Origin of the sequence: uncultured Tateyamaria sp., assembly GCF_947504105.1 — a bacterium.
GTDB lineage: Bacteria > Pseudomonadota > Alphaproteobacteria > Rhodobacterales > Rhodobacteraceae > Tateyamaria.
The window spans coordinates 35,773-58,481 of sequence record NZ_CANNGP010000029.1 but is presented as its reverse complement, the minus strand read 5'-3'; the positions used below and the strand labels follow the sequence as shown (position 1 = coordinate 58,481).

29 protein-coding genes, 1 tRNA gene and 1 pseudogene are annotated in these 22,709 nt (G+C 59.7%); 17 read left to right on the top strand and 14 right to left on the bottom strand.

Annotated features, from left to right (window positions below; translation table 11 throughout):
* The 4 genes and pseudogenes from Q1A75_RS16525 to Q1A75_RS16515 form a co-directional block, all read left to right on the top strand.
* Positions 1–317 (top strand): integrase core domain-containing protein (locus Q1A75_RS16525; RefSeq protein WP_299640505.1); only part of this gene is annotated, 317 nt, incomplete at its 5' end.
* A gap of 4 nt (positions 318–321) precedes the next feature.
* Positions 322–456: a hypothetical protein gene (locus Q1A75_RS16520; RefSeq protein ID WP_299552431.1), complete on the top strand. Its 135-nt coding sequence runs from the start codon at positions 322–324 to the stop codon at positions 454–456.
* 12 nt (positions 457–468) lie between these two features.
* A pseudogene (locus Q1A75_RS24290) lies at positions 469–687 on the top strand (hypothetical protein); the annotation flags it as partial.
* On the top strand, positions 615–1,454 hold the full coding sequence (locus Q1A75_RS16515) for a calcium-binding protein (protein WP_366142214.1): 840 nt from the start codon (positions 615–617) through the stop codon (positions 1,452–1,454). The pseudogene Q1A75_RS24290 and the gene Q1A75_RS16515, both read left to right, overlap by 73 nt.
* A 610-nt stretch (positions 1,455–2,064) precedes the next feature.
* On the opposite strand, the gene Q1A75_RS16510 is transcribed toward Q1A75_RS16515, so the two are convergent.
* The 9 genes from Q1A75_RS16510 to Q1A75_RS16470 all read right to left on the bottom strand — a co-directional run bounded on the left by Q1A75_RS16510 (position 2,065) and on the right by Q1A75_RS16470 (position 9,202).
* A tRNA-Pro gene (locus tag Q1A75_RS16510) sits at positions 2,065–2,141 on the bottom strand.
* A 15-nt stretch (positions 2,142–2,156) separates the two neighbouring features.
* Positions 2,157–3,140 carry a DMT family transporter gene (locus Q1A75_RS16505; protein ID WP_299552437.1) on the bottom strand — a complete coding sequence of 328 codons (984 nt, stop codon included), beginning with the start codon at positions 3,138–3,140 and terminating at the stop codon, positions 2,157–2,159.
* Positions 3,141–3,222: 82 nt separating this feature from the next.
* Positions 3,223–3,585 (bottom strand): hypothetical protein, encoded by a 363-nt coding sequence (locus Q1A75_RS16500; protein ID WP_299552440.1) that lies wholly within the window; start codon positions 3,583–3,585, stop codon positions 3,223–3,225.
* Between the two features lie 123 nt (positions 3,586–3,708).
* Positions 3,709–4,812: a 3-isopropylmalate dehydrogenase gene (gene leuB, locus Q1A75_RS16495; RefSeq protein ID WP_299552442.1), complete on the bottom strand. Its 1,104-nt coding sequence runs from the start codon at positions 4,810–4,812 to the stop codon at positions 3,709–3,711.
* Positions 4,813–4,845: 33 nt separating this feature from the next.
* Entirely contained in the window at positions 4,846–5,868 is a 1,023-nt protein-coding gene (locus Q1A75_RS16490; RefSeq protein ID WP_299552445.1) for an endonuclease/exonuclease/phosphatase family protein, read from the bottom strand.
* Between the two features lie 11 nt (positions 5,869–5,879).
* Entirely contained in the window at positions 5,880–6,716 is an 837-nt protein-coding gene (locus Q1A75_RS16485; RefSeq protein ID WP_299552448.1) for a hypothetical protein, read from the bottom strand.
* A 307-nt stretch (positions 6,717–7,023) separates the two neighbouring features.
* Complete coding sequence (leuD, locus tag Q1A75_RS16480; protein ID WP_299552451.1) at positions 7,024–7,629, bottom strand: 3-isopropylmalate dehydratase small subunit; 606 nt, start codon at positions 7,627–7,629, stop codon at positions 7,024–7,026.
* Positions 7,629–9,035 carry a 3-isopropylmalate dehydratase large subunit gene (leuC, locus tag Q1A75_RS16475; protein WP_299552454.1) on the bottom strand — a complete coding sequence of 469 codons (1,407 nt, stop codon included), beginning with the start codon at positions 9,033–9,035 and terminating at the stop codon, positions 7,629–7,631. The genes leuD and leuC overlap by 1 nt, the downstream gene beginning before the upstream one ends.
* Before the next feature lie 56 nt (positions 9,036–9,091).
* Entirely contained in the window at positions 9,092–9,202 is a 111-nt protein-coding gene (locus Q1A75_RS16470; protein WP_189370022.1) for an isopropylmalate isomerase, read from the bottom strand.
* 197 nt (positions 9,203–9,399) lie between these two features.
* Here Q1A75_RS16470 and Q1A75_RS16465 point away from each other — a divergent pair, with 197 nt between their 5' ends.
* Positions 9,400–10,683, top strand: a complete 1,284-nt coding sequence (locus tag Q1A75_RS16465; RefSeq protein ID WP_299552570.1) for a mechanosensitive ion channel domain-containing protein — start codon at positions 9,400–9,402, stop codon at positions 10,681–10,683.
* Positions 10,680–11,345 (top strand): MBL fold metallo-hydrolase, encoded by a 666-nt coding sequence (locus tag Q1A75_RS16460; protein ID WP_299552457.1) that lies wholly within the window; start codon positions 10,680–10,682, stop codon positions 11,343–11,345. The genes Q1A75_RS16465 and Q1A75_RS16460 overlap by 4 nt, the downstream gene beginning before the upstream one ends.
* Positions 11,346–11,381: 36 nt before the next feature.
* On the opposite strand, the gene Q1A75_RS16455 is transcribed toward Q1A75_RS16460, so the two are convergent.
* Entirely contained in the window at positions 11,382–11,600 is a 219-nt protein-coding gene (locus tag Q1A75_RS16455) for a helix-turn-helix transcriptional regulator (RefSeq protein ID WP_299552460.1), read from the bottom strand.
* Positions 11,597–12,130 (bottom strand): hypothetical protein, encoded by a 534-nt coding sequence (locus Q1A75_RS16450; protein WP_299552463.1) that lies wholly within the window; start codon positions 12,128–12,130, stop codon positions 11,597–11,599. Before Q1A75_RS16450 ends, Q1A75_RS16455 begins: the two co-directional genes overlap by 4 nt.
* A 69-nt stretch (positions 12,131–12,199) precedes the next feature.
* Between Q1A75_RS16450 and Q1A75_RS16445 the strand changes: the two genes are divergently transcribed.
* From Q1A75_RS16445 to rlmH, 3 genes are all read left to right on the top strand, one after another.
* Positions 12,200–12,715: a hypothetical protein gene (locus Q1A75_RS16445; RefSeq protein WP_299552467.1), complete on the top strand. Its 516-nt coding sequence runs from the start codon at positions 12,200–12,202 to the stop codon at positions 12,713–12,715.
* 146 nt (positions 12,716–12,861) lie between these two features.
* A complete protein-coding gene (gene rsfS / locus Q1A75_RS16440) occupies positions 12,862–13,221 on the top strand; it encodes a ribosome silencing factor (protein ID WP_189370028.1) in 360 nt (119 codons plus the stop codon).
* A gap of 17 nt (positions 13,222–13,238) precedes the next feature.
* Positions 13,239–13,709: a 23S rRNA (pseudouridine(1915)-N(3))-methyltransferase RlmH gene (rlmH, locus tag Q1A75_RS16435; protein ID WP_299552471.1), complete on the top strand. Its 471-nt coding sequence runs from the start codon at positions 13,239–13,241 to the stop codon at positions 13,707–13,709.
* A gap of 92 nt (positions 13,710–13,801) precedes the next feature.
* Here rlmH and Q1A75_RS16430 read toward each other — a convergent pair whose 3' ends face one another.
* Both Q1A75_RS16430 and Q1A75_RS16425 read right to left on the bottom strand, forming a co-directional pair.
* On the bottom strand, positions 13,802–14,158 hold the full coding sequence (locus Q1A75_RS16430; RefSeq protein ID WP_299552474.1) for a hypothetical protein: 357 nt from the start codon (positions 14,156–14,158) through the stop codon (positions 13,802–13,804).
* Between the two features lie 36 nt (positions 14,159–14,194).
* Positions 14,195–14,893, bottom strand: a complete 699-nt coding sequence (locus Q1A75_RS16425; protein WP_299552477.1) for a DUF599 domain-containing protein — start codon at positions 14,891–14,893, stop codon at positions 14,195–14,197.
* Between the two features lie 84 nt (positions 14,894–14,977).
* Here Q1A75_RS16425 and Q1A75_RS16420 point away from each other — a divergent pair, with 84 nt between their 5' ends.
* The 7 genes from Q1A75_RS16420 (at position 14,978) to Q1A75_RS16390 (ending at position 21,538) form a co-directional block, all read left to right on the top strand.
* A complete protein-coding gene (locus tag Q1A75_RS16420) occupies positions 14,978–16,426 on the top strand; it encodes an FAD-linked oxidase C-terminal domain-containing protein (RefSeq protein WP_299552480.1) in 1,449 nt (482 codons plus the stop codon).
* Positions 16,427–16,485: 59 nt separating this feature from the next.
* On the top strand, positions 16,486–17,601 hold the full coding sequence (gene glcE / locus Q1A75_RS16415) for a glycolate oxidase subunit GlcE (RefSeq protein ID WP_299552482.1): 1,116 nt from the start codon (positions 16,486–16,488) through the stop codon (positions 17,599–17,601).
* Positions 17,601–17,954 (top strand): hypothetical protein, encoded by a 354-nt coding sequence (locus tag Q1A75_RS16410; protein WP_299552485.1) that lies wholly within the window; start codon positions 17,601–17,603, stop codon positions 17,952–17,954. Before glcE ends, Q1A75_RS16410 begins: the two co-directional genes overlap by 1 nt.
* 1 nt (position 17,955) lies before the next feature.
* Positions 17,956–19,269, top strand: coding sequence for a glycolate oxidase subunit GlcF (gene glcF, locus Q1A75_RS16405; protein WP_299552487.1), 1,314 nt, complete (start codon positions 17,956–17,958; stop codon positions 19,267–19,269).
* A 90-nt stretch (positions 19,270–19,359) separates the two neighbouring features.
* Positions 19,360–20,142: a trypsin-like serine protease gene (locus Q1A75_RS16400; RefSeq protein ID WP_299592265.1), complete on the top strand. Its 783-nt coding sequence runs from the start codon at positions 19,360–19,362 to the stop codon at positions 20,140–20,142.
* Positions 20,139–20,942: a trypsin-like peptidase domain-containing protein gene (locus tag Q1A75_RS16395; RefSeq protein ID WP_299552490.1), complete on the top strand. Its 804-nt coding sequence runs from the start codon at positions 20,139–20,141 to the stop codon at positions 20,940–20,942. Before Q1A75_RS16400 ends, Q1A75_RS16395 begins: the two co-directional genes overlap by 4 nt.
* Before the next feature lie 131 nt (positions 20,943–21,073).
* Positions 21,074–21,538, top strand: coding sequence for an Hsp20 family protein (locus Q1A75_RS16390; protein ID WP_299207874.1), 465 nt, complete (start codon positions 21,074–21,076; stop codon positions 21,536–21,538).
* A gap of 73 nt (positions 21,539–21,611) precedes the next feature.
* Here Q1A75_RS16390 and Q1A75_RS16385 read toward each other — a convergent pair whose 3' ends face one another.
* Positions 21,612–22,082 (bottom strand): GFA family protein, encoded by a 471-nt coding sequence (locus Q1A75_RS16385; protein WP_299552494.1) that lies wholly within the window; start codon positions 22,080–22,082, stop codon positions 21,612–21,614.
* Between the two features lie 129 nt (positions 22,083–22,211).
* Here Q1A75_RS16385 and Q1A75_RS16380 point away from each other — a divergent pair, with 129 nt between their 5' ends.
* Positions 22,212–22,706, top strand: a complete 495-nt coding sequence (locus Q1A75_RS16380; RefSeq protein ID WP_299552497.1) for a ClbS/DfsB family four-helix bundle protein — start codon at positions 22,212–22,214, stop codon at positions 22,704–22,706.
* Positions 22,707–22,709: the final 3 nt, after the last annotated feature.

Below are 22,709 nucleotides of genomic sequence, written 5' to 3'. Positions count from 1 at the left end.
TCCGATCCGATAACGGCCCCGAGTTCGCAGCAGAGGCGATGCAAGGCTGGCTGCGACGCGTTGACATCCAGCCGATCCGCATTTATCCGGGATCGCCCTGGGAGAACGGATACAACGAGCGGTTCAATGGGACATCACGGCGAGAGGTTCTCAATGCGGAGTGGTTCACGACGACCAAGCAAGCTCAGATCGTCATCAATCACTGGCTCAGGCAGTACAATCACACCAGGCCGCATCAGGCACTCAACATGCGCCCACCCGTTCCTGAAACCCTAATAGAGAAACCCCTGATCAGTGGCCCAGACACAGGGGGCTAGACACATGTTGGTTGACCCCAAGAAAATCAACATTGGTCTAACCGTGTTCATCTCGGTTCGGACCAATGAACATGACCCGGAGTGGCTAGACGATTTTGCCAACGCGATAAGCGCAATGCCGGAAATACAAGGCGTATAACGCACTTCCGGCGACCTGGACTACTTGATTCAGGCACGCGTCCCCGACGTTGAGGCCTACGACGCACTGTACCAAAGGCCGATACGAAAGATGAAGCTGATGGACGTGTCAGCCAGCTTCATCATGCAGGAAATACGCGGAACGTACCTGGCGACGCGATTATCTGGAGCGGTGGCCCAAACAACGATACGCAAGCTGGTGGGTCGGGCGACGATCAACTCTCGGGACTAGCCGGGGCTGATAGCCTAAGCGGGAATGGGGGAGCAGACAGTCTGTATGGCGGTCTTGGTTCGGACACTCTTATCGGCGGGGGCGGCAACGATTTGATGTACGGTGGTCTTGGCAACGATGAGATTTTCGGCGATGGCCAATCTGACACCATCCACGCAGGTGACGGAAGCGATACGGTATTCGGTGAGAACGGCCGTGATCTGGTTTTCCTCAATCAAGGCAACGACTTGTTCAACGACAACGGCCAAGGTGGAGAGTTTGGCCGGGACACGGTTTTTGCCGGGCCTGGCGATGACACCATCCAAGGCGGCAACGGTGACGACGAATTTCACGGCCAGGACGGCAATGATCTGATCTTCGGTCGTCTCGGCGATGACCTGATTTTTGGTGGTACCCAATTCGACACCATCCACGCGGGTGACGGTAACGACACAGTCTTTGGTGGAAGTGGTCAAGACCGCATATTTCTGGGAGGGGGTGACGACCGCTTTGTCGATACCGCGGAACTTGGAGTATTGGGCCAAGACACGATAAACGGCGGCACTGGTGCGGATACATTTGTTTTCACAGCACAAAGTTCGGCGGACGTTATCGTCGACTATGTGATCGGAACAGACGCACTCCACTTGGGGGCGGCCCGTTGTCAACGGGCGAAGCGCTGCGCAGATCCAAGCACAGGCTCAAACTACCGACGAAGGTTTGCTACTCGATTTTGGAGCGGGCAGCAGCATCTTGCTTTTGGGCATTTCGTCCTCGGCAGGTCTTGAGAACGACATTCTGATTTTTTAAAGTGAGCGCTTGGGGGACAAGCGGCAAGAGGGAACGGTGCCGTCGATCAAACAGCCGTGCCGATATTGGATAGGCTGGATGATCCAAAACATGGCCACTTTTGTACGGAATCGGCTATGTTACACTGTGGGGTGTATGGAAGAGCAACGTTCAAATCAGGATGAGGCCCACACCCCCTTCAACAGTTTTCGACCATGTTTTGCGCCCGACGCGCCGGTTGAAGCCGAAGCTTGGCTTAGGGTTGACAATCACTCCAGCAAGCTTCCGGTGTCTCTGGCAACTTGCAGCTAAATCGTATCGAAACAAAATCGTACTGATTTTGCGTGATCTGAGTGTCCCTTGAGAAACGCCCAGTCTGACCTCGTTCCCGCTACTAGATCAATTAGAAAAGAGACTGGGAAGCTGGTCTGCGGGCCAAATTTGGCGCTAAGGCTTTGATTTTGTTTGGGAGCGAGTACAGGAACCGAAACGGTGTAGGTAAGTTTGTAATCGGCAGAGGTCCATCGTGCCGTTCTGTGGAGCGCACTGCTTCCGAGACAAAAACGAGACAATAAACTGGCGGCGAGAACGTTAAGATATTGAAATCATTGGTCGGAGTGAGAGGATTCGAACCTCCGGCCCCTGCCTCCCGAAGACAGTGCTCTACCAGGCTGAGCTACACTCCGACCGTGCCGAGCGGATTACTCTTCGTCCGGCGCTTTGACAAGGGGCTGGTCACGGAAGCGGCCGCTGGTCATCAGGCTGCTGACCCGGAAGGTACCAGGTGTGCCGATGCGGCTACGGGTGCGTAGAACGGGTTTGTTCTCCGAATTGCCGGACCGACTTTCCCGGAACACAATGAACAGACCCGATGCAATGATGATGGCCGCACCAACCCCGGTATACGTGTCCGGCACTTCGTTGAAAAAGAGCAGGCCGTAAGCCGTCGCCCAAAGGATCTGTGAATACTGCATGGGCGCGACAATGGCCGCTTCTCCGGTCTGGTATGCAGCGATGATGAAGCGACCCGCGATCCAGGCCATGACCGAGATGATGGCCAGCATGCCCAGATGCTCGATCGGCATGGGCTTGTAGACAAAGGCAAGTGCGATACCCATCACCGCAAAGTTGCCAACCATGGGATAGAGCAGCAGGACAACCGTTCGTTCCTCGGCCCCGATCTTGCGCACCACGATGGACGCAAAAGCCCCGGCAAAAGCTGCGATGATCGCGGCAGTGTGGCCCAGGGTCAGGTCCGTTGCACCCGGTCGCAAGACCACCATCACACCGGCAAGGCCCACGATGACAGCCAGCCACCGAGGCAAACGCACCTTTTCACCAAGGATAGGGATCGACAACACCGTGATTAGCAGTGGTGTGGCAAACAAAATGGCGTAAGTTTGGGTCAGTGGCAGGTTCGAAAAGGTATAAAAGGCGGACACGCCGGTGATGACCGCTCCCACGGTGCGCAAGGCCATCCACCATGGGTGCACGGGCACCAGCGTGCCGGGCTTGGCGTCACGCATCAGCATGATCGTCGCCAGCGGAAAGCTCAGCAAAACACTGAAGAACACGATCTGGATCGGGGAATAGATAGCCCCCAACGTCTTGATAAAGACGTCATGGGTCGAAAACACTCCAAAGGCGATGAGGGCGAGCAATGCGCCCTTGGCATTCGAGGACATGGCGATTTGATTGATGACTGTGCTTTCGTTCCATTAACGCCGCGGGCCGGACGATGTCTACCGGCTCGTTTCGCTATTGGCCTTAAAGCGCCAGTGCGCCACGCCCAAAGATGAATTGCCACTGGCTGCCGTCGGTCATTGTCACGAAACCGGACCCTGCAGTGGGCGATTGAAAATATGCGGTGCCTACCCCGCGCAGCCCATTGTTGCACACGACCGGGAAGCTGACAGTGCTGATATCTGCAAACTTGTCATAGGTGCCAGTGCAGACCGCGGTACCGTTGGTGGCCTGAAAGCTGCCGCCGTGCAGGAAGGTGTCGGTGGCCGAGCCGCGAAAGGTCATGCCGTTGTCCCCGATCACCGTAACGGGATAGGCGACGTCGCAGGCGCTGAGAAATGCAAGAACAAGGCCACAAGCTGCGGCGCGCATGGAAAACAGGGACATGGAAATTCCTTTGGTCCGTTGGCAATGGATCACGAGGTGGTGATCGCGTCGCATTGACCCAAGTCAGGAATTCCTGCCGTGACGGCGCGCGGGAAATGTGTATCCGCGCACCCGCGAGGCGTGTCAGAGGCTTGCGTCAAGTGCCGCGAGGATCACATCGCCCATCTCGGTCGTAGACAGCGGCGTGCCGCCCTCGGGACCCATCAGGTCGCCCGTGCGGGCACCGTCTGCCAGCACCTTCTCGATGGCGGCTTCCAGGCGTGCAGCCTCGTCGCCTTGGTCAAAGGAATAGCGCAATGCCATGGCAAAGCTGAGCATGCAGGCGATTGGGTTCGCTTTGCCCTGACCCGCGATATCAGGGGCTGAGCCGTGGACCGGTTCGTACATCGCTTTGGGACGACCATTGGCCATCGGCGCGCCCAACGACGCGGAGGGCAACATGCCCAGCGAGCCGGTCAGCATGGCGGCACAGTCGGACAAGATGTCGCCAAACAGATTGTCGGTCACGATCACGTCGAACTGTTTGGGTGCACGCACCAACTGCATCGCACCGTTGTCGGCATACATGTGGCTCAACTCAACCTCGGGGTACTCCTCACACACCTTGGTCACAACCTCGCGCCACAGAATACCGCTTTCCATCACATTGGCCTTCTCCATCGAGCAGACCTTCTTGTTGCGGCGCATGGCGAGTTCAAAAGCCGAGCGGGCGGCACGTTCGATCTCGGATTCCGTGTAACGCTGGGTGTTGATGCCGACGCGTTCGTTGCCCTCTTCGAAGATGCCGCGAGGCTCGCCGAAATAGACACCGCTCGTCAGCTCGCGCACGATCATGATGTCGAGGCCAGCAACAATGTCTTTTTTCAAAGACGAGAAATCGGCCAGCGCGTCAAAACATTGGGCCGGGCGCAAGTTGGCATACAGATCCATTTCCTTGCGCAAGCGCAGTAGGCCACGTTCGGGCTTCACCGAGAAATCCAGATCGTCGTATTTCGGGCCGCCCACGGCGCCCAGAAGAACCGCATCGACCTCTTGCGCCTTGGCCATTGTGTCGTCGTGCAGGGGGGTGCCATGCGCATCATAGGCGGCGCCACCAACAAGGTCGGTCGACACATCGAAGGCCAGATCCCGTTTTGCGCCAAACCAGTCGATGATACGGGTGACCTGGTCCATAACTTCGGGACCGATGCCGTCGCCCGGCAGGATCAAGATCGACGGATTGGACATGGGCGAAACTCCTTTGATTGCTTGGGGTTTCGCCTACTCACCACCGCCCGCAGGGTCAAGGGTCAGGTCTGCCCAAACCAATCTGTGGCGACTGGCCGTTGCGACCGTGTCGGCCAAGGCGTCGTCAGGGGCTGGCCACAGCACACCGCTGTCCACTACGCGCCAATGGGTCGAAGGCAGAACATAGCTGACGCGCAGGTTGCCAGGCACTGGGTCATCCCAGTCCACGGTATCTGTTCCAAAGTGTCCCCGCGGGGACGGATTTGTAAGCCGTTGATCAGACAGAAGGTTCCGGATGCCCTCACGCAGGCCGCTGCCATCTTCCGGGTCCAAATTCGCATCCCCGGCGATCACGAAAGGCCCGGGTGGGGGCGGGCCGATTCCACCGTCCAATACATGTTGCCACAGCCTGATCTCATCATGGTTGCGCTTGCCATTGCGGTCTTCGGGGCCGTCGAAAACCGGCGGGCTCGCGTGGAACGTCATCAAATGGAATGTGCCGCCGGGCGCATCAATCGGGACGATCCAGTGACCAGTTGTGGACAGGCGCTGCACGGCCTGCGCCTCTTCGGATGGGAAGGGGGTGCCGTTCACCTCGGGCAACAGCGCATTTGGGAAGTCTGTCCATAACAGTGAAGACAGATCACCCACATTGGCTATGTCGATCGGAAAGCGCGACAGGACCGCCATGCCGCCTTGACCTGAGAACCTCCCGTACCCTTGAGCATCACGCGGTCCGCCACGCCGTCCATCACCATCCATGTCCAGCCCCGTGGGCAGTCCGGTATTGGGGCGCAATGCGAAATAATGGGGATAACCAGTTGCCTCTGCAAAACGGCTCAGCGCCTCGTTTGTCAGATCATAGTCGATCCCCTGCAGCGCCAGCACATCCGCATCTGAATGGGCAATGACGGCCAGGACGGCAGTGATCTGGTCGTCCTCTCCGCGCACAAGGTCGCGCAGGAAAAGGCCCGGGCCGTCGCGGTGCAATTCGGTGTTGTAGGTGGCGATGCGGAGCGTATCCGCGTGCGCGATGGCCCCGATCAAAAAGACCATGCAGGCCGAGATCAGGCCAAGAGCATTTCCGTATCTGCATTGGCGTAGGCCCGCTTGCGCTGGTCGCGGATCATTTCGGCAATCCGCTGCATCGCGATGCCGCGCATGATCATGCTGGCGGGAAGAAAGGCCCATGCGCTCATTGTCCAGATCAGGGTTTGCGGGTTCTCAAGCGTGATCGGGTTTAGCAGGTCAGCGGCCAACTTGACCACTGCCGGAATGACAAAGGGCAGCAGGAAGCCCAGAGCGATGTTGATACGCGCGTCCCTGTTCAGGCGGTAAAGCACATCGCCACCTGCCGTGGGATCGAACAGGGGCAGGTTAACCCACACGTTGAACGATCCGTTGCGCGAAGGCCAACCCATGACCCGAACAAGAAACAGGAATACGGCCATCGCAGTGAGCGAAATGAGGTAGGCAAGGCCAGCGGCAGTCCGGACCGACTGCACGACCGAGTCGTGCGCATCTGGCGGCAGCATCAGTACAACAAGGCGTACTGGGCTGTAGGGAAAGTCGATGCTGTTGCCTATGATTGTGCCGACAGAGGTGAGGGCATTGGTCAGCAATGTGGGGTCTGTTTTACCGCGGCAGATCAGGCTGAGCAAGAATACGGTTGCCATGAGTGCAGCAAAGCGCAGGCGGTTGAACGGCGCGGCGTCGCGGAATTCAACAATGCTTGGGCTTGTCGAGTTGTATTCGACAAATGTCAGGAAAGCGGCAAGAAGTGCGATAAGGATAGTGGCTTGCGAAGAGTCCATAGATGAGCCGGGCACGACAAGTGCTGGTATGGCAATCATCAATGACACCAAAAAACCGCGCATGGCGGCACCTGACAATCGTGCTATCACGTCTCTCGTTCCCTTCAAACTGGCCAGTCCCGATACGTTGCCGCGACTTGTTCCAACTTGATCCCACCAGGTCAGGCGGGTGCCTCATTCTGGACACATTGTTGCCTTGATTGACCCGGGCTCTCAAGCCTTATGGTTAATGAAACGCAAACCTTTGGTCATTTTGAGGGACGGTGTGGTGCCTTTGTGCATCATTTATGGGGCGGGAATTTGGCACGGTACACGTGCACCCCAAGATGTTGTGTATACAACCTGTGAGTAGCATAGCGATGCGCAACCGCTATGCTGTTTCTTTGTTAACGTCTGCTTAGACCCAGGGGCGGGCCTGAGCAGCTTGGGCTTCGAAGCTGTCGATGCTGCTGGCCTTCTCCATTGTCAGACCGATATCATCCAGCCCTTCAAGCAGGCAGTGCTTCTTGAAGGCATCGACCTCGAAGGAAAAGTTTTCGCCGTCGGACGTGATCACTGTCTGGTTTTCCAGATCGACGGTCATGCGGGCGTTGGCGCCTTTCTCGGCGTCTTTCATCAACACGTCCACGGCTTCCTGCGGCAAGGCGATGGGCAGGATGCCGTTCTTGAAGCAGTTGTTATGGAAGATATCTGCAAAGCTGGTGGAGATGACGCAGCGGATGCCGAAATCCTTGATAGCCCAGGGCGCGTGCTCACGCGATGAACCGCACCCGAAGTTGTCGCCCGCCACGAGAATCTCAGCCTCGCGATGGGCGTCCTGGTTCAGCACGAAATCCGCAATCTCGTTGCCCTGGCGATCAAAACGCATCTCGTCAAACAGGTTCGCGCCAAGGCCGGAACGTTTGATGGTTTTTAGGAACTGCTTGGGGATGATCATATCGGTATCGATATTGACCAGCGGCATGGGCGCCGCGATCCCTGTCAGTGTTTCAAATTTGTCCATTACATCATCTCCCGCACGTCGGTGAGTTTACCTGTGAGTGCAGCCGCCGCTGCCATCCCGGGCGACACGAGGTGCGTGCGCCCCTTGTAGCCCTGCCGCCCTTCGAAGTTCCGGTTCGACGTCGACACGCAACGTTCGCCTTCGGCCAATTGGTCGGGGTTCATCGCCAGACACATGGAGCATCCCGCAAGCCGCCATTCGAAACCGGCCTCTTTGAAAATGTCAGCCAGCCCTTCTTCTTCGGCTTGCAAGCGGACAAGGCCGGATCCGGGCACGACCATGGCGCGCAGGCCGTCCTTGATCTTTTTGCCTTTCAGAATCTCGGCCGCAGCGCGCAGGTCTTCGATACGACCATTGGTGCAGGAGCCGATAAAGACCGTGTCGATCTCGATATCCGAGAGCGGTGTGCCCGGTGTCAGGCCCATGTAGTCAAGCGAGCGTTGGGCCGCGCCGACCTTGCCACCTTCGAAGTCATCTGCTGACGGCACATTGGCCGTGATCGGCAGCACGTCCTCGGGCGAGGTGCCCCATGTGACGACGGGTGCGATGTCTTCGCCCTTGATCGTGATGACCTTGTCCCACTGCGCGTCGTCATCGGAATAGAGCGTTTTCCACCACTCCATCGCCGCTTCGAACTGCGCGCCCTTGGGTGCGTGGGGGCGGCCCTTGACGTATTCAAAGGTCTTTTCATCCGGCGCGATCAAGCCAGCGTGTGCGCCGCCTTCAATCGCCATGTTGCAAACGGTCATGCGCCCTTCCATCGAAAGATCGCGGATCGCTTCGCCGCAATACTCGATGACATAGCCGGTGCCGCCCGCCGTACCGGTTTCACCGATGACAGACAGGGTGATGTCCTTAGCCGTCACACCAGGGCGCAGCTTGCCCGTGATCTCGACCTTCATGTTCTTGGACTTTTTCTGGATCAGCGTTTGCGTCGCCAGCACGTGTTCCACTTCGCTGGTCCCGATGCCATGGGCCAGCGCGCCAAATGCGCCATGCGTTGCAGTGTGCGAGTCACCACAAACGACAGTCATGCCGGGCAGGGTCCAGCCCTGTTCAGGGCCCACGATGTGCACGATACCCTGACGCACGTCCGATACGGGGTAGTAGTGAATGCCAAAGTCCTTGGCGTTCTTGTCAAGGGCGGCAACCTGAATGGCGCTGTCTTCGGTCATGTTCTTTGGGTCTTCGCGACCGGGCGTCGTCGGCACGTTGTGGTCCGGCACGGCAATCGTTTTGTCCGGGGCGCGGACAGGGCGGTTTGCCATGCGCAGCCCTTCAAAGGCTTGCGGGCTGGTGACCTCGTGCACGAGGTGGCGGTCGATATAAAGCAGGCAGGTGCCGTCCTCGGCCTCGTGGGCGACGTGGGCATCCCAGATTTTGTCATAAAGTGTCTTGGGGGACATGGTTGGTCCTCTCCCTTGGATTGGCTGTATTCGAGATGGATGAGGGATGGGCAGCCTTATAGGCGCGCCAGCACCGTGTGCGTCGCCCCGAAAAAGCGTTCGCGCAGACGTGCGCGGTCATCCATGTCAAAGAGGCGGGTCATATTTGCCAGATAACGGGATTCCATGTGCCGATCAAGCGAGGCGCGATTGATCGTGTTCTTCAGTCATTGCATGGTGCGGATAACGGAGGGCAGGCATGAGCACGCATACGGATGGTAGCGGCAATGATATTGCCAATGCGCTGAGCTCTGCAGCCGAGGCGGCGGTGACCGGGCAGTCCAATGACGGGCAGACATTGACCGAGATTGCGTGGTCCGTGGCCATGACCATGTTCGGGCATGCCGAGAGCTTTGCAATGTCGTTGCTGCGCCCGTGGGTGGCCTATCAACTGGTCATGGCGCTGGCGGTCTTCGTTCTGGCGCTTTTGTTGCGCCATTGGCTGGGGCCGCGTATCCGCACCTGGATGGGCACGCGCGAGGGGTGGCCCAAATGGCGCATGCGCGTGCTGGTGGTTGTGCATCAGCGCTTGCGCGCGATTTTCTTCGTGGTTCTGATCTGGCTGTTGGTCTGGATCATGCGCGAGGCCACATGGCCATCGCGATCTTACGTCCTTGGCCTAATTGCGACCCTTGCAACGGCATGGTTGCTGGTGGCCTTTGCGACCCGTTTGATCCGATCCATATTCCTGCGTCGCTTGGTCCGATACAGCGCTTGGATTTACGTCACTCTATACGTGCTGGGGGTCGTGGACGAGGCGTCAGAGGTGCTGGATGCTGCGGCGTTCTCGATGGGCGACATGCGTATTTCGGCCCTGCTGGTTGTGCAGGGCGTGGTCATCATCGGGTGCCTTTTGGCGTTGGCCCGGTTCATCACCGTCACCACGTCCAGCCGTGTTCAGGCGAACGAGGACATCTCGCCCTCTATGCGGGTGCTGATCGTCAAGGTCGTGCAGATCGTGTTCTATGCCTTCGCCTTCTATGCAGGGGTGCGGGCGCTGGGTATCGATCTGACCGGGCTTGCCGTGCTGTCGGGGGCCATTGGTGTTGGTCTGGGCTTTGGTCTGCAGAAGGTGGTGTCGAACCTTGTGTCAGGGGTCATCATCCTGCTCGACAAATCCATCAAGCCCGGCGACGTGATCAGCTTGGGCGACACGTTTGGATGGATCCAGACCCTGGGCGCGCGGTACGCATCGGTCGTGACCCGCGATGGTCGTGAATACCTGATTCCGAACGAGGATCTGATCACAGGCCAGGTGGTCAACTGGTCCCATTCGAACGAGTTTGTACGCCTCGATATTTATTTTGGCACGTCTTATGGCTGTGATCCCCATCAGGTCCGCAAACTGGCGATCGAGGCGGCCAAGGGGGTGGAACGCGTTCTATCCTCGCGTCCGCCCGTGTGCCACATCGTGGGATTTGGTGACAGTTCCGTCGACTACATCCTGCGCTTCTGGATCACGGACCCTACAGGCGGGCTGACCAACATCCGCGGCAACGTGTATCTGGCGCTGTGGGACATTTTCAAAGAAAACAACATCTCTATCCCCTTCCCGCAGCGCGAAGTGCGGCTGTTGGGGCAGGGCAGTGACGAGGGCGAAGGTTTATGATTCAGCTTGGGGAAGGCGCGTGGCAGCTTCCGGTAATGCCGCGCCAGTCTGTGAATTGCTATCTGTTGGGCGACGTGCTGGTGGATGCCGGTGTGAAGCGGTCCGGTCCCAAGCTGCTGCGCGCCCTGCGGGGCAAGGCGGTGTCGGGGCATGCCCTGACCCATGCCCATCCGGACCATCAGGGCGCCACGGCCGAGGTCTGCCGGGCTTTGAACCTGTCGTTGATGTGTCATCCGGCGGAACGGGAGGCGGCTGAGACGGGGTATGTTCTGGGCTCGTTTCCAAATCCCAGATCGCTGATGGCGCGGATGCAGCAAAGGTTCTTTGCTGGCGAAGGGCATCCCGTGGCACGGACGTTGACCGAAGGGGACCGGGTTGGCGGGTTCGAGGTGATTGAAACGCCGGGGCATACCAAGGGTCACATCTCGTTCTGGCGTGCGTCCGATGGGGTGTTGATTGCGGGGGATGCAGCCGTGGGCATGAACCTGGTCACCACCGCACCACGCCTTGGGCTGCCCTTGGGGATCGCGACGTGGGACATGGGGGCCGCGCGGGCCTCGATCCGTAAGTTGGCGGCGCTGGGGCCGAAGCGGGTGGCGTTCGGGCATGGTCCGGCGGTCAGTGGAGACGTTTTCACAGAGTTTGCCGCGCAACTGGGTTAGACGTTGGTTTGGTCCTGACGGCGAGGCGAAATGCCGTCAGGACGTATCCGGCGTTGTGGCCTCCAACAAGTCGCCCGGCTGACAGTCCAGCGCTTCGCACAGCTTGGCCAGTGTTTCAAAGCGGATGCCTTTGACCTTGCCGGATTTCAGCAGGCTCAGGTTTTGTTCTGTGATTCCGATCCGGGCCGCAAGGTCGCGGCCCTTGACCTTGCGCATGGCCATCATCACGTCAAGGCGGACAATGATCCCGGTCATACGAATTCCCTGTTCTCTGCCATCAATCGGGCCGCTTCTGACTGAATATATCCAAACATGGTTAACAGCGCTGCTGCCAGCAACAGGAACAGGCCAGAGCCATCAATGGCAATGGACAAGGTGCGCTGTCCGGGGGGGGTGTTCCAGGTCAGGGCCAGTATGATCACCGTGTGTCTGACGATTTCGACGACAGCGAGGGCGAGCAGACCCTGGCCGATCCGCAGAACACGCCGCGCCGTGTCGATTTGGAACGTGTCGCCATTGGCACAGGCGGCCAGCCAGCCGCGGACGCACCACAGCACCCAGAGCAACAGGGCATAAGACGCAATTTCAATGGTGCGCCACAGGGTGACCGCCCAGGCGCTGGGCGTTTCTGGGAAGTTCTTGTTGTCAAATTCTTCGCGCAAGTCGGCAACGGACAGCCCCCCGTCAACAATGGCAATGACGGCTGCAACGACCAGCAGCGTAAACAGGCCGATCGTTGCCCATTCGAATTGTCGGGCCCGTCGGGCGATCAAAGTGTCTTGCATCTATGTTTCCTATATGGCTACTAAAAATTAACGTAAAACAATAAAAAATGATTCGAAAGGACAAATTTCATGAAAGATGTTGTGTTGGCCCTGTCCATTTGTCTCGGTGCCTGTACCTCAATCGCGCCCGGCACGCTGCTGCAACTGCAAGGGCTGGATCCACTGTCTGCCGACCCGGCCGATATCGCGTTGCGGGTTGACCTGTCCGACGGTGTGGCCCTGTTGCCGGGGTCCGGCACGCTGGATCTGCGCGCCGCGCGCGGCGATGGGGCTGAAACGTCCGGCAGTTTCCCGGTTGAGATGGCGGGGGACGTATTGCAGGTGGCCCCGGCGGCACATGCGGACCTGCGTGCGCTACAGGCAGAGATCAGGGCGTGGAAGGCCGCTGACCCGGACGAGACCAAGGGCAGCCTGAGCGTGGATTTTGAGCCCTGCAGGCTTGGCGCCGCGCCGCCGGAAACAGGCAAGGTGTCCATTTACATACGGCTTGCCGCAGACGGTCCCTTTCTGCCGCTGGTGAAAGACGCGCGCATTGACGATGCGCTGGAAAGTGTTGCACAGGACCCTCTGAAACCCTGCGCGTGAACGCGTTTCATTGAAATGTCATGCGCGCGTTGTTACGATCTAGGTATCCCAGCGCCGGGGATTTGGACGGCGTGCTGACAAAGGAGGACAATGTCCTGTCATTCTCTGCTGACGCGGTTCAGACCGCTGATGGAGCCGCGGCTGTGATGGCCGCCCCCAAAACGCAAGCCACAAGCGATGGTATCCTTGAGGCTGTGCTGTCTTCCCTCAACGACGACAAAGCCGAAGATGTTGTGCAGATCGATCTGCGCGGCAAGACCGCCATGGGTGACTACATGGTGATCTGCTCGGGTCGGTCGTCGCGCCAGGTGGCGGCGATCTCGGAAAAGCTGGTGGAACGGCTGAAAGCCAAGTTCGGCATCTCGACCCGTGTTGAGGGCAAGGATACCGGCGACTGGGTTCTGATCGACACGGGCGATGTGATTGTCCATGTGTTCCGGCCCGAGGTGCGCGAGTTCTATCAGCTGGAGAAGATGTGGCAGCCCGGCGCTGCTGCAACCAACTGATCCTGCGCGCTTAGCTTATGCGTGTGCATATCTGTGCGGTGGGCCGCCTGCGAGGCGGTCCAGAGAGTGATTTGGTGTCTGACTATGTCACCCGCTTTGACCGCACGGGCCGGGCCCTTGGCCTTGGTCCTCTGACTCTCACCGAAGTGGAAGACCGTAGGGGCGGTGGCATGGCGGCGGAAGCTGACCTGCTGCGCCGTGCGTTGCCCAAGGGCGCCGTGCTGTGTTGCCTGGATGAGCGGGGCAAGGTCGAGACGTCGCCCGCCTTTGCCAAGCGTTTGAGCGGATGGCGGGACAATGGGCGCAGCGACGTGGCCTTTTTGATCGGTGGCGCGGATGGGATTGATCCGGGCCTTCGGGCGGAGGCGGATCATCTTCTGTCTTTCGGGGCGATGGTCTGGCCGCATATGCTGGTGCGCGTGATGCTAACTGAGCAGCTGTATCGAGCCGCGTCGATCCTGGCTGGATCACCCTATCATCGGGTGTGATCCAAGGGCCGCTGCGCGACGCGATTCATTTTTTGCTGACGAGGGGCTCTGCCCCTCGAACTCCCCGAGGTATTTCCATCCAGAAGAAGGGCTTAGTCTGTTGGAAGTGTGACGATTGTTGTGCCTTCATTCCAGCCTGCGGGCAGATCGCGCGCCTGCACTTGCACTTCGGTCGTGCCTGCCGGGATCACAACGCCACCAAGGCTGCGGGTGAAGGGCTGTTCGTCGACATGTGGGTGGGCCAGGACGCGCATGCCCAGTTCATTTCCATCCATGTCCAGCACGCGCCAGCCATCTGCGTAATGGTCCCACCCGGTGTCCGGATGGCGGATGGTGACCGAAAAGCGATAGGTGTCGGCGTCGGTTTTGGACACGTCCACGTTCTCGATCATCGGTTCTTCTGCGAAGGCGGGGGCTGCGATCAGCAGCAGAGGGGTCAAACGTTTCATGGGCTTAGGCTATGTCTCGGCTGTGTCGTTGTCATGTCACGTGTCCGTGCCCAGCAGAATTGTGCGCGAGTTCGAAGCGAATTCACGGCGCCAGATGACAGCGAGGGTAAAGATGGTTGCCACGATCAATGTCATGGGTCCCGCCAGCCACGCCACACACGCAAGTGCGAAATAGACGGATCGCAGTCCCCGGTTGAAGGACCGTGCCGCGGTGATGTTGATCTCGGCCGCTTGCGCGGCGCGCGCGGCGCATGCCGGGTCTGATACATCATTTGGCACGGCCGCCATGACCACGGCCGCATAGCCGAACAGCCGGTTGGCCCAGACGAATTTCAGGAAGGCGTTGGTCAGGAACAGGGCCACCGTCAGCATCTTGGCCTCCCACACGAAGGCGGGGCTGTCCATCATAACCAATTCGTTCGCAATACCCGTCAGACGTTCTGCATTGCCGAGCAGCGCCAGCGTGCCGCCGATTGCGATGACCGAGGTCGAGGCAAAGAAGGCCGTGCCCTGCCGCAGGCTGGCCACGACTTGGGCATCAAAGATTCGCGGTTCGCGCGTGATCATCTGCTGCATCCATTCACGTCGGAATCCAGCCATGATCTGTGAGGTCGAGGGGTGCTTCGTTGCGGGGTGTTCGATCCGCCATCCGATGACCAGCCAGCCCAGCAACAAGAGGGCAAGGGCACCGAAATCGAGCGGTGTAAAAAGGGCGATGCGGTCAAGCCATGTCATATGTGCGGTCTTACACCGCAGTGATTCAGATTGCATCCCGGTCAAATTGGTCATATTATTTTACCAATCACTGGAGGACACCCCATGGAAATGCCTGTTCCTGATTCTGATGTGCTGGCGCGCAAGGCGCGGGTGGTGGAACGTTTGCGGGATGTGTTGCCCGGCGATGCCGTCATTGATGATCCTTCAGAGACGCGGGCCTATGAGTGTGATGCGCTGACCGCCTATCGCTGCCCGCCCATGGTGGCCGTGCTGCCGTCGACCACGGCGGAAGTGTCGGACGTGCTGCGCATCTGCCATGACGAAGGGGTGCCCGTAGTCCCGCGTGGATCGGGGACGTCGTTGGCTGGGGGCGCGTTGCCCACCGCAGATTGCGTGATCCTTGGTGTCGCCCGCATGAATGACGTTCTGGAAACCGACTATGACAACCGCATCATCCGGGTGCAGACGGGGCGGACCAATCTGAGCGTAACAGGTGCGGTCGAGGCAGATGGGTTCTTTTACGCCCCTGACCCCTCCAGCCAGTTGGCCTGTGCCATTGCAGGCAATATCGCGATGAACTCCGGCGGCGCGCATTGCCTGAAATACGGTGTAACCACCAACAACCTGATGGGTGTGACACTGGTTCAGATGGACGGCACGGTTGTCGAGATTGGCGGCGGGCATCTGGACGCCGGTGGCCTGGATCTGTTGGGCGTGATCTGTGGGTCTGAAGGCCAGCTGGGTGTCGTTACCGAGGCGACTCTGCGCATCCTGCACAAGCCCGAAGGCGCGCGGCCTGTCCTGATGGGTTTTGACAGTGCCGAGGTTGCGGGGGCCTGCGTGGCCGACATCATCAAGGCCGGTGTCCTGCCTGTTGCGATCGAGTTCATGGACAAGATGCTGATCGAGGTGTGCGAGGATTTCGCCAAAGCCGACTATCCGATGTGCAGTGCACTCCTGATTGTCGAGGTTGAAGGGGCGGATGCCGAGATTGATGTGCAGCTGGCCCTGATCATGGACATCGCCAAGCGGCACAACCCTGTGGCCTTGCGCGAAAGCGCATCTGCCGATGAAAGCGCGCGTATTTGGGCGGGGCGCAAGGCCGCGTTTTCGGCCATCGGGCGGATCAGCGATTACATGTGCCTGGATGGCACGATTCCCGTGTCCGAGCTGCCTTATGTGTTACGTCGCATTGGCGAGATGTCCGACAAATACGGTCTGCCGGTGGGCAACGTGTTCCACGCGGGTGATGGCAATATGCACCCGCTGATTTGCTACGACGCGAACAAACCCGGTGATCTGGAACTGTGCGAAGAGTTCGGGGCCGAGGTTCTGAAGCTGTGTGTCGAAGTGGGCGGCTGCCTCACGGGCGAGCATGGTGTGGGGATCGAAAAGCGCGATCTGATGACCCATCAATACGCACCCGCCGATCTGGAGGCGCAGATGGCGGTGAAAGACGTGTTCGACACGAAGTGGCTTCTTAACCCTGCCAAGGTATTTCCATTGGCGGTGTCCGAACCCCGCCGCGCGACCAAGTTTGCGGCCGAGTAAGGGGGCCAGCCCCCTCGGCCTGATGGCCTCACCCCCGAAGTTTATTGGGCAAGATGAAGATGAGCAAAATGAAGACCGAAGATGAGGTGACCGCTGCCGTTGCCGGAGCCCGCGGGCCACTGGCTGTGCGTGGTGGTGGAACACGGTCAGTGGGTCGGCCCGTCGTGGGTGAGGTTCTGGACGTATCGGGCCTGTCGGGGGTGACCTTGTATGAGCCGGGCGCGCTCACCCTTGTGGCGCAGGCCGGAACGCCTGTGGCTGAGATTGAGAAGACACTCGCGGCCGAGAACCAGCGCCTCGCCTTTGAACCCTACGATCTGACCGGGCTTTTGGGCAAGTCTGGCACATCGACCATTGGCGGGGTGGTTGCGACCAACGCCAGCGGCCCGCGCCGTATCATGGCGGGTGCGGCACGTGATTTTGCCTTGGGGGTGCGGTTCGTCGACGGGGCGGGGCAGGTCATCAAGAATGGCGGGCGCGTGATGAAGAATGTCACCGGCTACGACCTTGTCAAACTGATGTGCGGGTCCTGGGGTACGCTGGGTGTGTTGACCGAAGTGAGCCTTAAAGTGCTGCCCGGGGTCGAGGCGGTGACAACACTCGTGATTGACGGGCTGGACCCTGTGCGTGCCGTGGACGCCATGAGCCGTGCGCTGGCATCGCCCTTCGAGGTGTCTGGTGCCGCATGGACAGGCGGTCAGGCCTGGTTGCGCCTGGAAGGCTTCGAAAGCTCGGTTGCCTATCGGGCAGGGGAGTTGAAGAGCCTTCTGTCCTCGTTTGGCGACATTGTGGAAACGGACGCGGACTGGCGCATCGTGCGCGATGCCGTGCCCCTGCATGGCGCCGAGGCGGTTTGGCGCATCTCGGTCAAACCCAGCGATGGCCCGGCGGTGATCGCGTCTTTGCCAGAGGGGTGCGATGCCATGATGGATTGGGGCGGCGGTCTGATCTGGGCGGGCCTATCCGGTGGCGACATTGCTGCGGCCCATACTGGGGTGCAGGCGACCGTGGCCGGGTTGGGTGGTCACGCAACCATGATCAAAGGACCGGAAGCCGTGCGCACAGCCGTGCCGGTCTTCCAACCAGAAGCACCCGGCGTCGCCGCACTGTCGGCATCCTTGCGGCAGCGCTTCGATCCCAAGGGTATCCTCAATCCGGGGCTGATGGCCGCGTGATGCTTATTCTCCTGTTTATCATGGCTTTTGTGATCGGCCCGGCCTTGTTCTTTGCCCTGGATCGCGTGGTTGGCAAGCATTGGCCACTGGCGCTGGTCGCATCGGTCCTCGTGCTGGCCAGCTTCGTGTTGCGGAGCGAGGCCAGCCTAGCCTTTTCAACCGACGTCACCCGCACCTTTCTGAGCGTGATGTTCATATGGCTGGCCTGGGTGCTGGTTATGGTTCTGGCCGCGCGCGCGGTGCGCCAGGCCCTTCCGTCCTTTCGTGCGCAGCGCTTTGTCCGTGTGGCAGGTACCATGGGCACCACCGTCCCGTGGTTCGGCTTTGCCGCGGCCCAAATGATCGCGAGATAGCATGCAAACGACATTCACCCCGGAACAGTTGACCGATCCGCAAATCGAACGGTCGAACGAGATCTTGCGCAATTGCGTGCATTGCGGGTTCTGCACGGCCACGTGTCCCACCTACCAGGTGCTGGGGGATGAGCTGGATAGCCCGCGCGGGCGCATCTACCTGATCAAGGACATGCTGGAAAACGACCGCGACCCGGACGAAAAGGTCGTCAAGCATATCGACCGCTGCCTGTCTTGTCTGGCCTGCATGACCACATGCCCCTCGGGCGTGCACTACATGCACCTTGTCGACCATGCCCGTGAGTATATCGAGAACCGGTACAAGCGGCCCTTTACCGACCGCGCCCTGCGCTGGGTGCTGGCGCGTATCCTGCCATACCCGATGCGGTTCCGTGTGGCGCTCTTGGGGGCCAAGATCGGACGCCCCTTCGCGCGCCTGATGCCTGATGCCCGCCTGCGCGCCATGTTGGAAATGGCGCCGGACTACATTCCGCCTGTCAGCCGGAACGACGATCCACAAAGCTTTGCACCAGTGGCCGAGAAAAAGATGCGCGTGGCCCTGATGACGGGGTGTGCGCAAAAGGCGCTGAACACCGATATCAACGACGCCACGATCCGTCTGCTCACCCGCTTGGGATGCGAGGTTGTGGTCGCCGAGGGGGCTGGCTGTTGCGGTGCGCTCACCCACCACATGGGCAAGGCGGGCGAAAGCCATGCCACCGCCGCCAAGAACATCCGCGCCTGGGTGGCCGAGATGGACGGCAACGGCCTGGATGCCATTGTCATCAACACGTCGGGCTGCGGCACCACGGTCAAGGATTACGGGCACATGTTCCGCAATGACCCGCTGGCCAAGGACGCGGCGCGGGTTGCGGACATTGCCATGGATGTGAGCGAGGTGCTGATGAAGCTGGACCTCCCCAAAGGGGAGACCCAGACCATGACCGTCGCATATCACGCGGCCTGTTCCTTGCAGCATGGGCAACAGATCAAGACCTTTCCAAAAGACCTGCTGAAACGCGCTGGTTACAACGTGGTAGAGCCTGCAGACAGTCATCTCTGCTGCGGATCGGCGGGCACATACAACCTGATGCAGCCTGAGATTTCCCAGCAATTGAAAGAACGCAAAGTGCGCACGTTGGAGGCCAAGAACCCCGATATCATCGCTGCCGGGAACATCGGTTGCATGATGCAGATCGGGTCGGCCGCGGGCGTGCCCGTTGTGCATACAGTCGAGTTGCTTGATTGGGCATCCGGAGGGCCACGCCCACCTGCTTTGGATCGGCATCCGGACGATGTTCCAATTTTGCGTTAAATTGCATCTTTGCCTTAGTTTTGCCGCCATTCTCACCTAGACCGGTCGAACCCCCCCTGGGATCGGAGAGTTATGAGTATGCGCCGATGGATGGCCCTTTCATTTGCGGCTTTGGTTTTGGCATCGACGGCTCTGGCACAGGATGCGCAACTGCGCCGACTTGAGTCGGGCGCGGATGCCGCCGGCTGGGAAGCGGTCGGGCGTCTCAACATTGGCGGCACCGGATTTTGCACGGGTGCTCTGATTGCGCCGAACCTTGTCCTGACGGCCGGGCATTGCCTGTTTGACAAGACAACCGGCGAACGCATCGATCACACGCGGGTTGAGTTTCTGGCGGGGTGGCGCAACGGTCGCGCGTCCGCTTATCGCAATGTGCGCCGGGCCGTTGTGCATCCCGACTACACCTATGCCGGGCACGTCAGCTCGAAAGGTGTGCGCAACGATCTGGCCCTGCTCGAGCTTGATCACCCTATTCGTGACGGCAAGATCATCCCCTTTGAAACAGCGGCTCAGCCAAGGCGCGGTGCAGAGGTTGGCGTGGTCAGCTATGGCACCGGCCGATCCGAAGCACCCTCGCTGCAAGAACTGTGTCGCGTGTTGGCCCAACAGGATGGTCTTTTGGTGACATCCTGTTCTGTCGAGTTCGGCAGTTCCGGCGCGCCCATCTTCGTCATTGACGAGGGCCGCGCCCAGATCGTTTCGGTTGTGTCGGCCAAGGCCGAGGTCGATGGCGAAGCGGTTTCGCTTGGCACGTCGCTTGGCACGCCCTTGGCGCGACTTCAGGCCGAGCTGGTGGCCCAGCGCGACGATATCAGCCCACGTATTTTGGGCGGCATGCGCCGCGAGACGGGGGCGAAATTCGTCAAGCCATGAAGGGTTTGATGCTGATATTGGCCCTGTTGTGGGCGCCAATGGCCGTGGCGCAGACCACCCAACTGCGCACGCTTGATACCGACTATGCCGCCGCAAGCTGGAAAGCCGTGGGGCGCATTGATTTTGGCGGGCGCGCTTTTTGTTCGGGAACGTTGATTACCCGTGATCTTGTACTGACTGCCGCACATTGTCTGTATCAACCGGGTACTGACAAACTGTGGCCGACCGATGGTATCCGGTTCAGCGCCGGGTTTCGCGACGGGCAGGCTGTGGCGACACGTCGGGCAGCGGATGCCGCCGCACATGCGGGGTTCGAACCTGTTGGCGCCCTGACGGCACAGAACGCCACCTATGATGTTGGTCTGATCAAGCTGGCCGAGCCTATTTCGACATTCGAAGTGCCCCCGTTCTACGTCCATGACGGACGCATCTCGCCGGGACCCGTTAGCATTGTCAGCTATGGCAGGGGCCGTGAAAACGCACAGTCCCGGCAAAAGGAGTGCCAGATGCTGGACCGGGCGGGCGACGCGATGGTGTTCGACTGCGATGTGACCTTCGGGTCATCTGGTGCGCCGGTGTTCACCCATCGCAACGGGCGCGGGCAGATCATGTCGGTCATTTCGGGCATGGTTCGGATCCAAGGACAGAAACGTGCCATCGGGATGACCCTTCCGGATCGCGTGACAGAACTGAAGCGCCAAATGCGAATGCAGGTGGCAGCACCGGTTGCCAAGGTGCGTCGCATCACCGTTGGCGGCGGCAACCGGGGCAACACGGGTGCCAAGTTCGTCCGCCCCTAGGGGGCTTGAACGCGCAAAAATCCTCACCACATTGATGGTATCGGATGCCCGGACGGGGTCCGACCATAGCAACCCTGCGGGTCTGTCCAAGGATGGAGGGCCCGCCGTTAATCGCTCTGAATGAGGATGACATGCGTACATATGATTTTGCACCGCTCTACCGCGCAACCGTTGGTTTTGACCAGATTGCCGACCTGATGGACCGGGTCCTTGCGACGGACAGCAACGCCAACAGCTACCCCCCTTACAACATCGAAAAGACCGACGAAGATGCCTATCGCATCTCGATTGCGGTCGCTGGATTCTCCGACGCCGACCTGGGTGTCGAGGTCAAGGAAAAGAGCCTGATCGTCTCGGCCCGCAAGGCTGACGAACAGGACACAACCTACCTCCACCGCGGCATCGCCACCCGCGCATTCGAACGCCGGTTCCATCTCGCCGACCATGTCGTCGTGACGGGTGCCTCCCACGAAAACGGCATGCTGCATATCGACCTGGTCAAAGAGGTGCCCGAAGCCCTCAAACCCCGCCGGATCGAGATTGCCAGCCAGAAGGCGATCGAAACCGACGTGGTTGACGCCAAGGCCGTGAATTAAGGCCTAACGCCCGACTTTCTCCTCCCTGTCGGACGGCCCCGGGGTGCTTGCGCGCCTCGGGGTTTTCATGTGATCAGGTGTCGTGATCCGGGTGCTGATGCGACACGACAGACGCATTCCATTGCGCATCCTTGGCCTGCTGATCGGCAGGTTTTACAGGCAATGCGCCCAATTCGGAAAAGCACCTACGCTGGAACTGCGCGTTCACCTGCACCGTCGGCGCAGCCAGGTCCGGATTGTCCAACGCACCCACCGCAATCTCGATATGCCCCTCGAATTCATACAGCGGCGTGCCGCACTCCTTGCAGAAACCGCGCCAATTCGTGTCCGAGCTGTGAAAGATGGCCCGCTCCCCACGTGTCCACGTGACGCCTTCGACATGGACGAGCGTGGCAAAGAGGTTGCCAAAGGCTTTTTGACACATGCGGCAATGGCAGATGCTCGCCATGCCCAAACGGTCAATCGCAAAGCGCACCGCGCCGCATTGGCATCCTCCGGTGATCGTGTTGGCCATGTCCGTGCCCCCTTTAACCCACGCGGTCATGATACGGCACCCGGCACTGGCAGCAACCGACCCGGCTGTAACGCCCCGCAAAAACACGCCCGTTCAACTGATCCATCGCAAAGCGTCACGCCGCGCAGTCTGCTTCGATGGCGTCGAAAGGAGTTGGACATGCCCGCACACAGCAAAACGGAACTCATCGACATCACGCAAAAGGACTTCGGAAAGCTGGAAAAGCTGATCGAAACCATCCCCCCCGATGTCGCGCTTCAAAAGGACGCCGACGACACCTCGATCAAGGACGTCATCGCCCATCGCGCCCATTGGATTGACCTGTTCCTGAGGTGGTACTGGGATGGGCAGGCGGGAAAAACCGTTCACTTCCCGGCGGAAGGCTACAAGTGGAATGAACTCAAGCGCTACAACGCGGACCTCAGGCAGCGGCAATCCCATTTGGACTGGTCACAAGCCGTTGCCCTGCTGAAAAAGAAGCACGGCGAACTGACGGACTTCATCAATGATCGCTCGAATGATGAGCTGTATGGCGGTCCCATGAAAGGGGCGCGGAATGACTGGCGGCCCGGGCGCTGGGCCGAAGCCGCAGGGCCCAGCCATTACCGGTCTGCCGCCAAGTACATCCGCGCCGCACTCAGAGCGTGGGGGTGAACG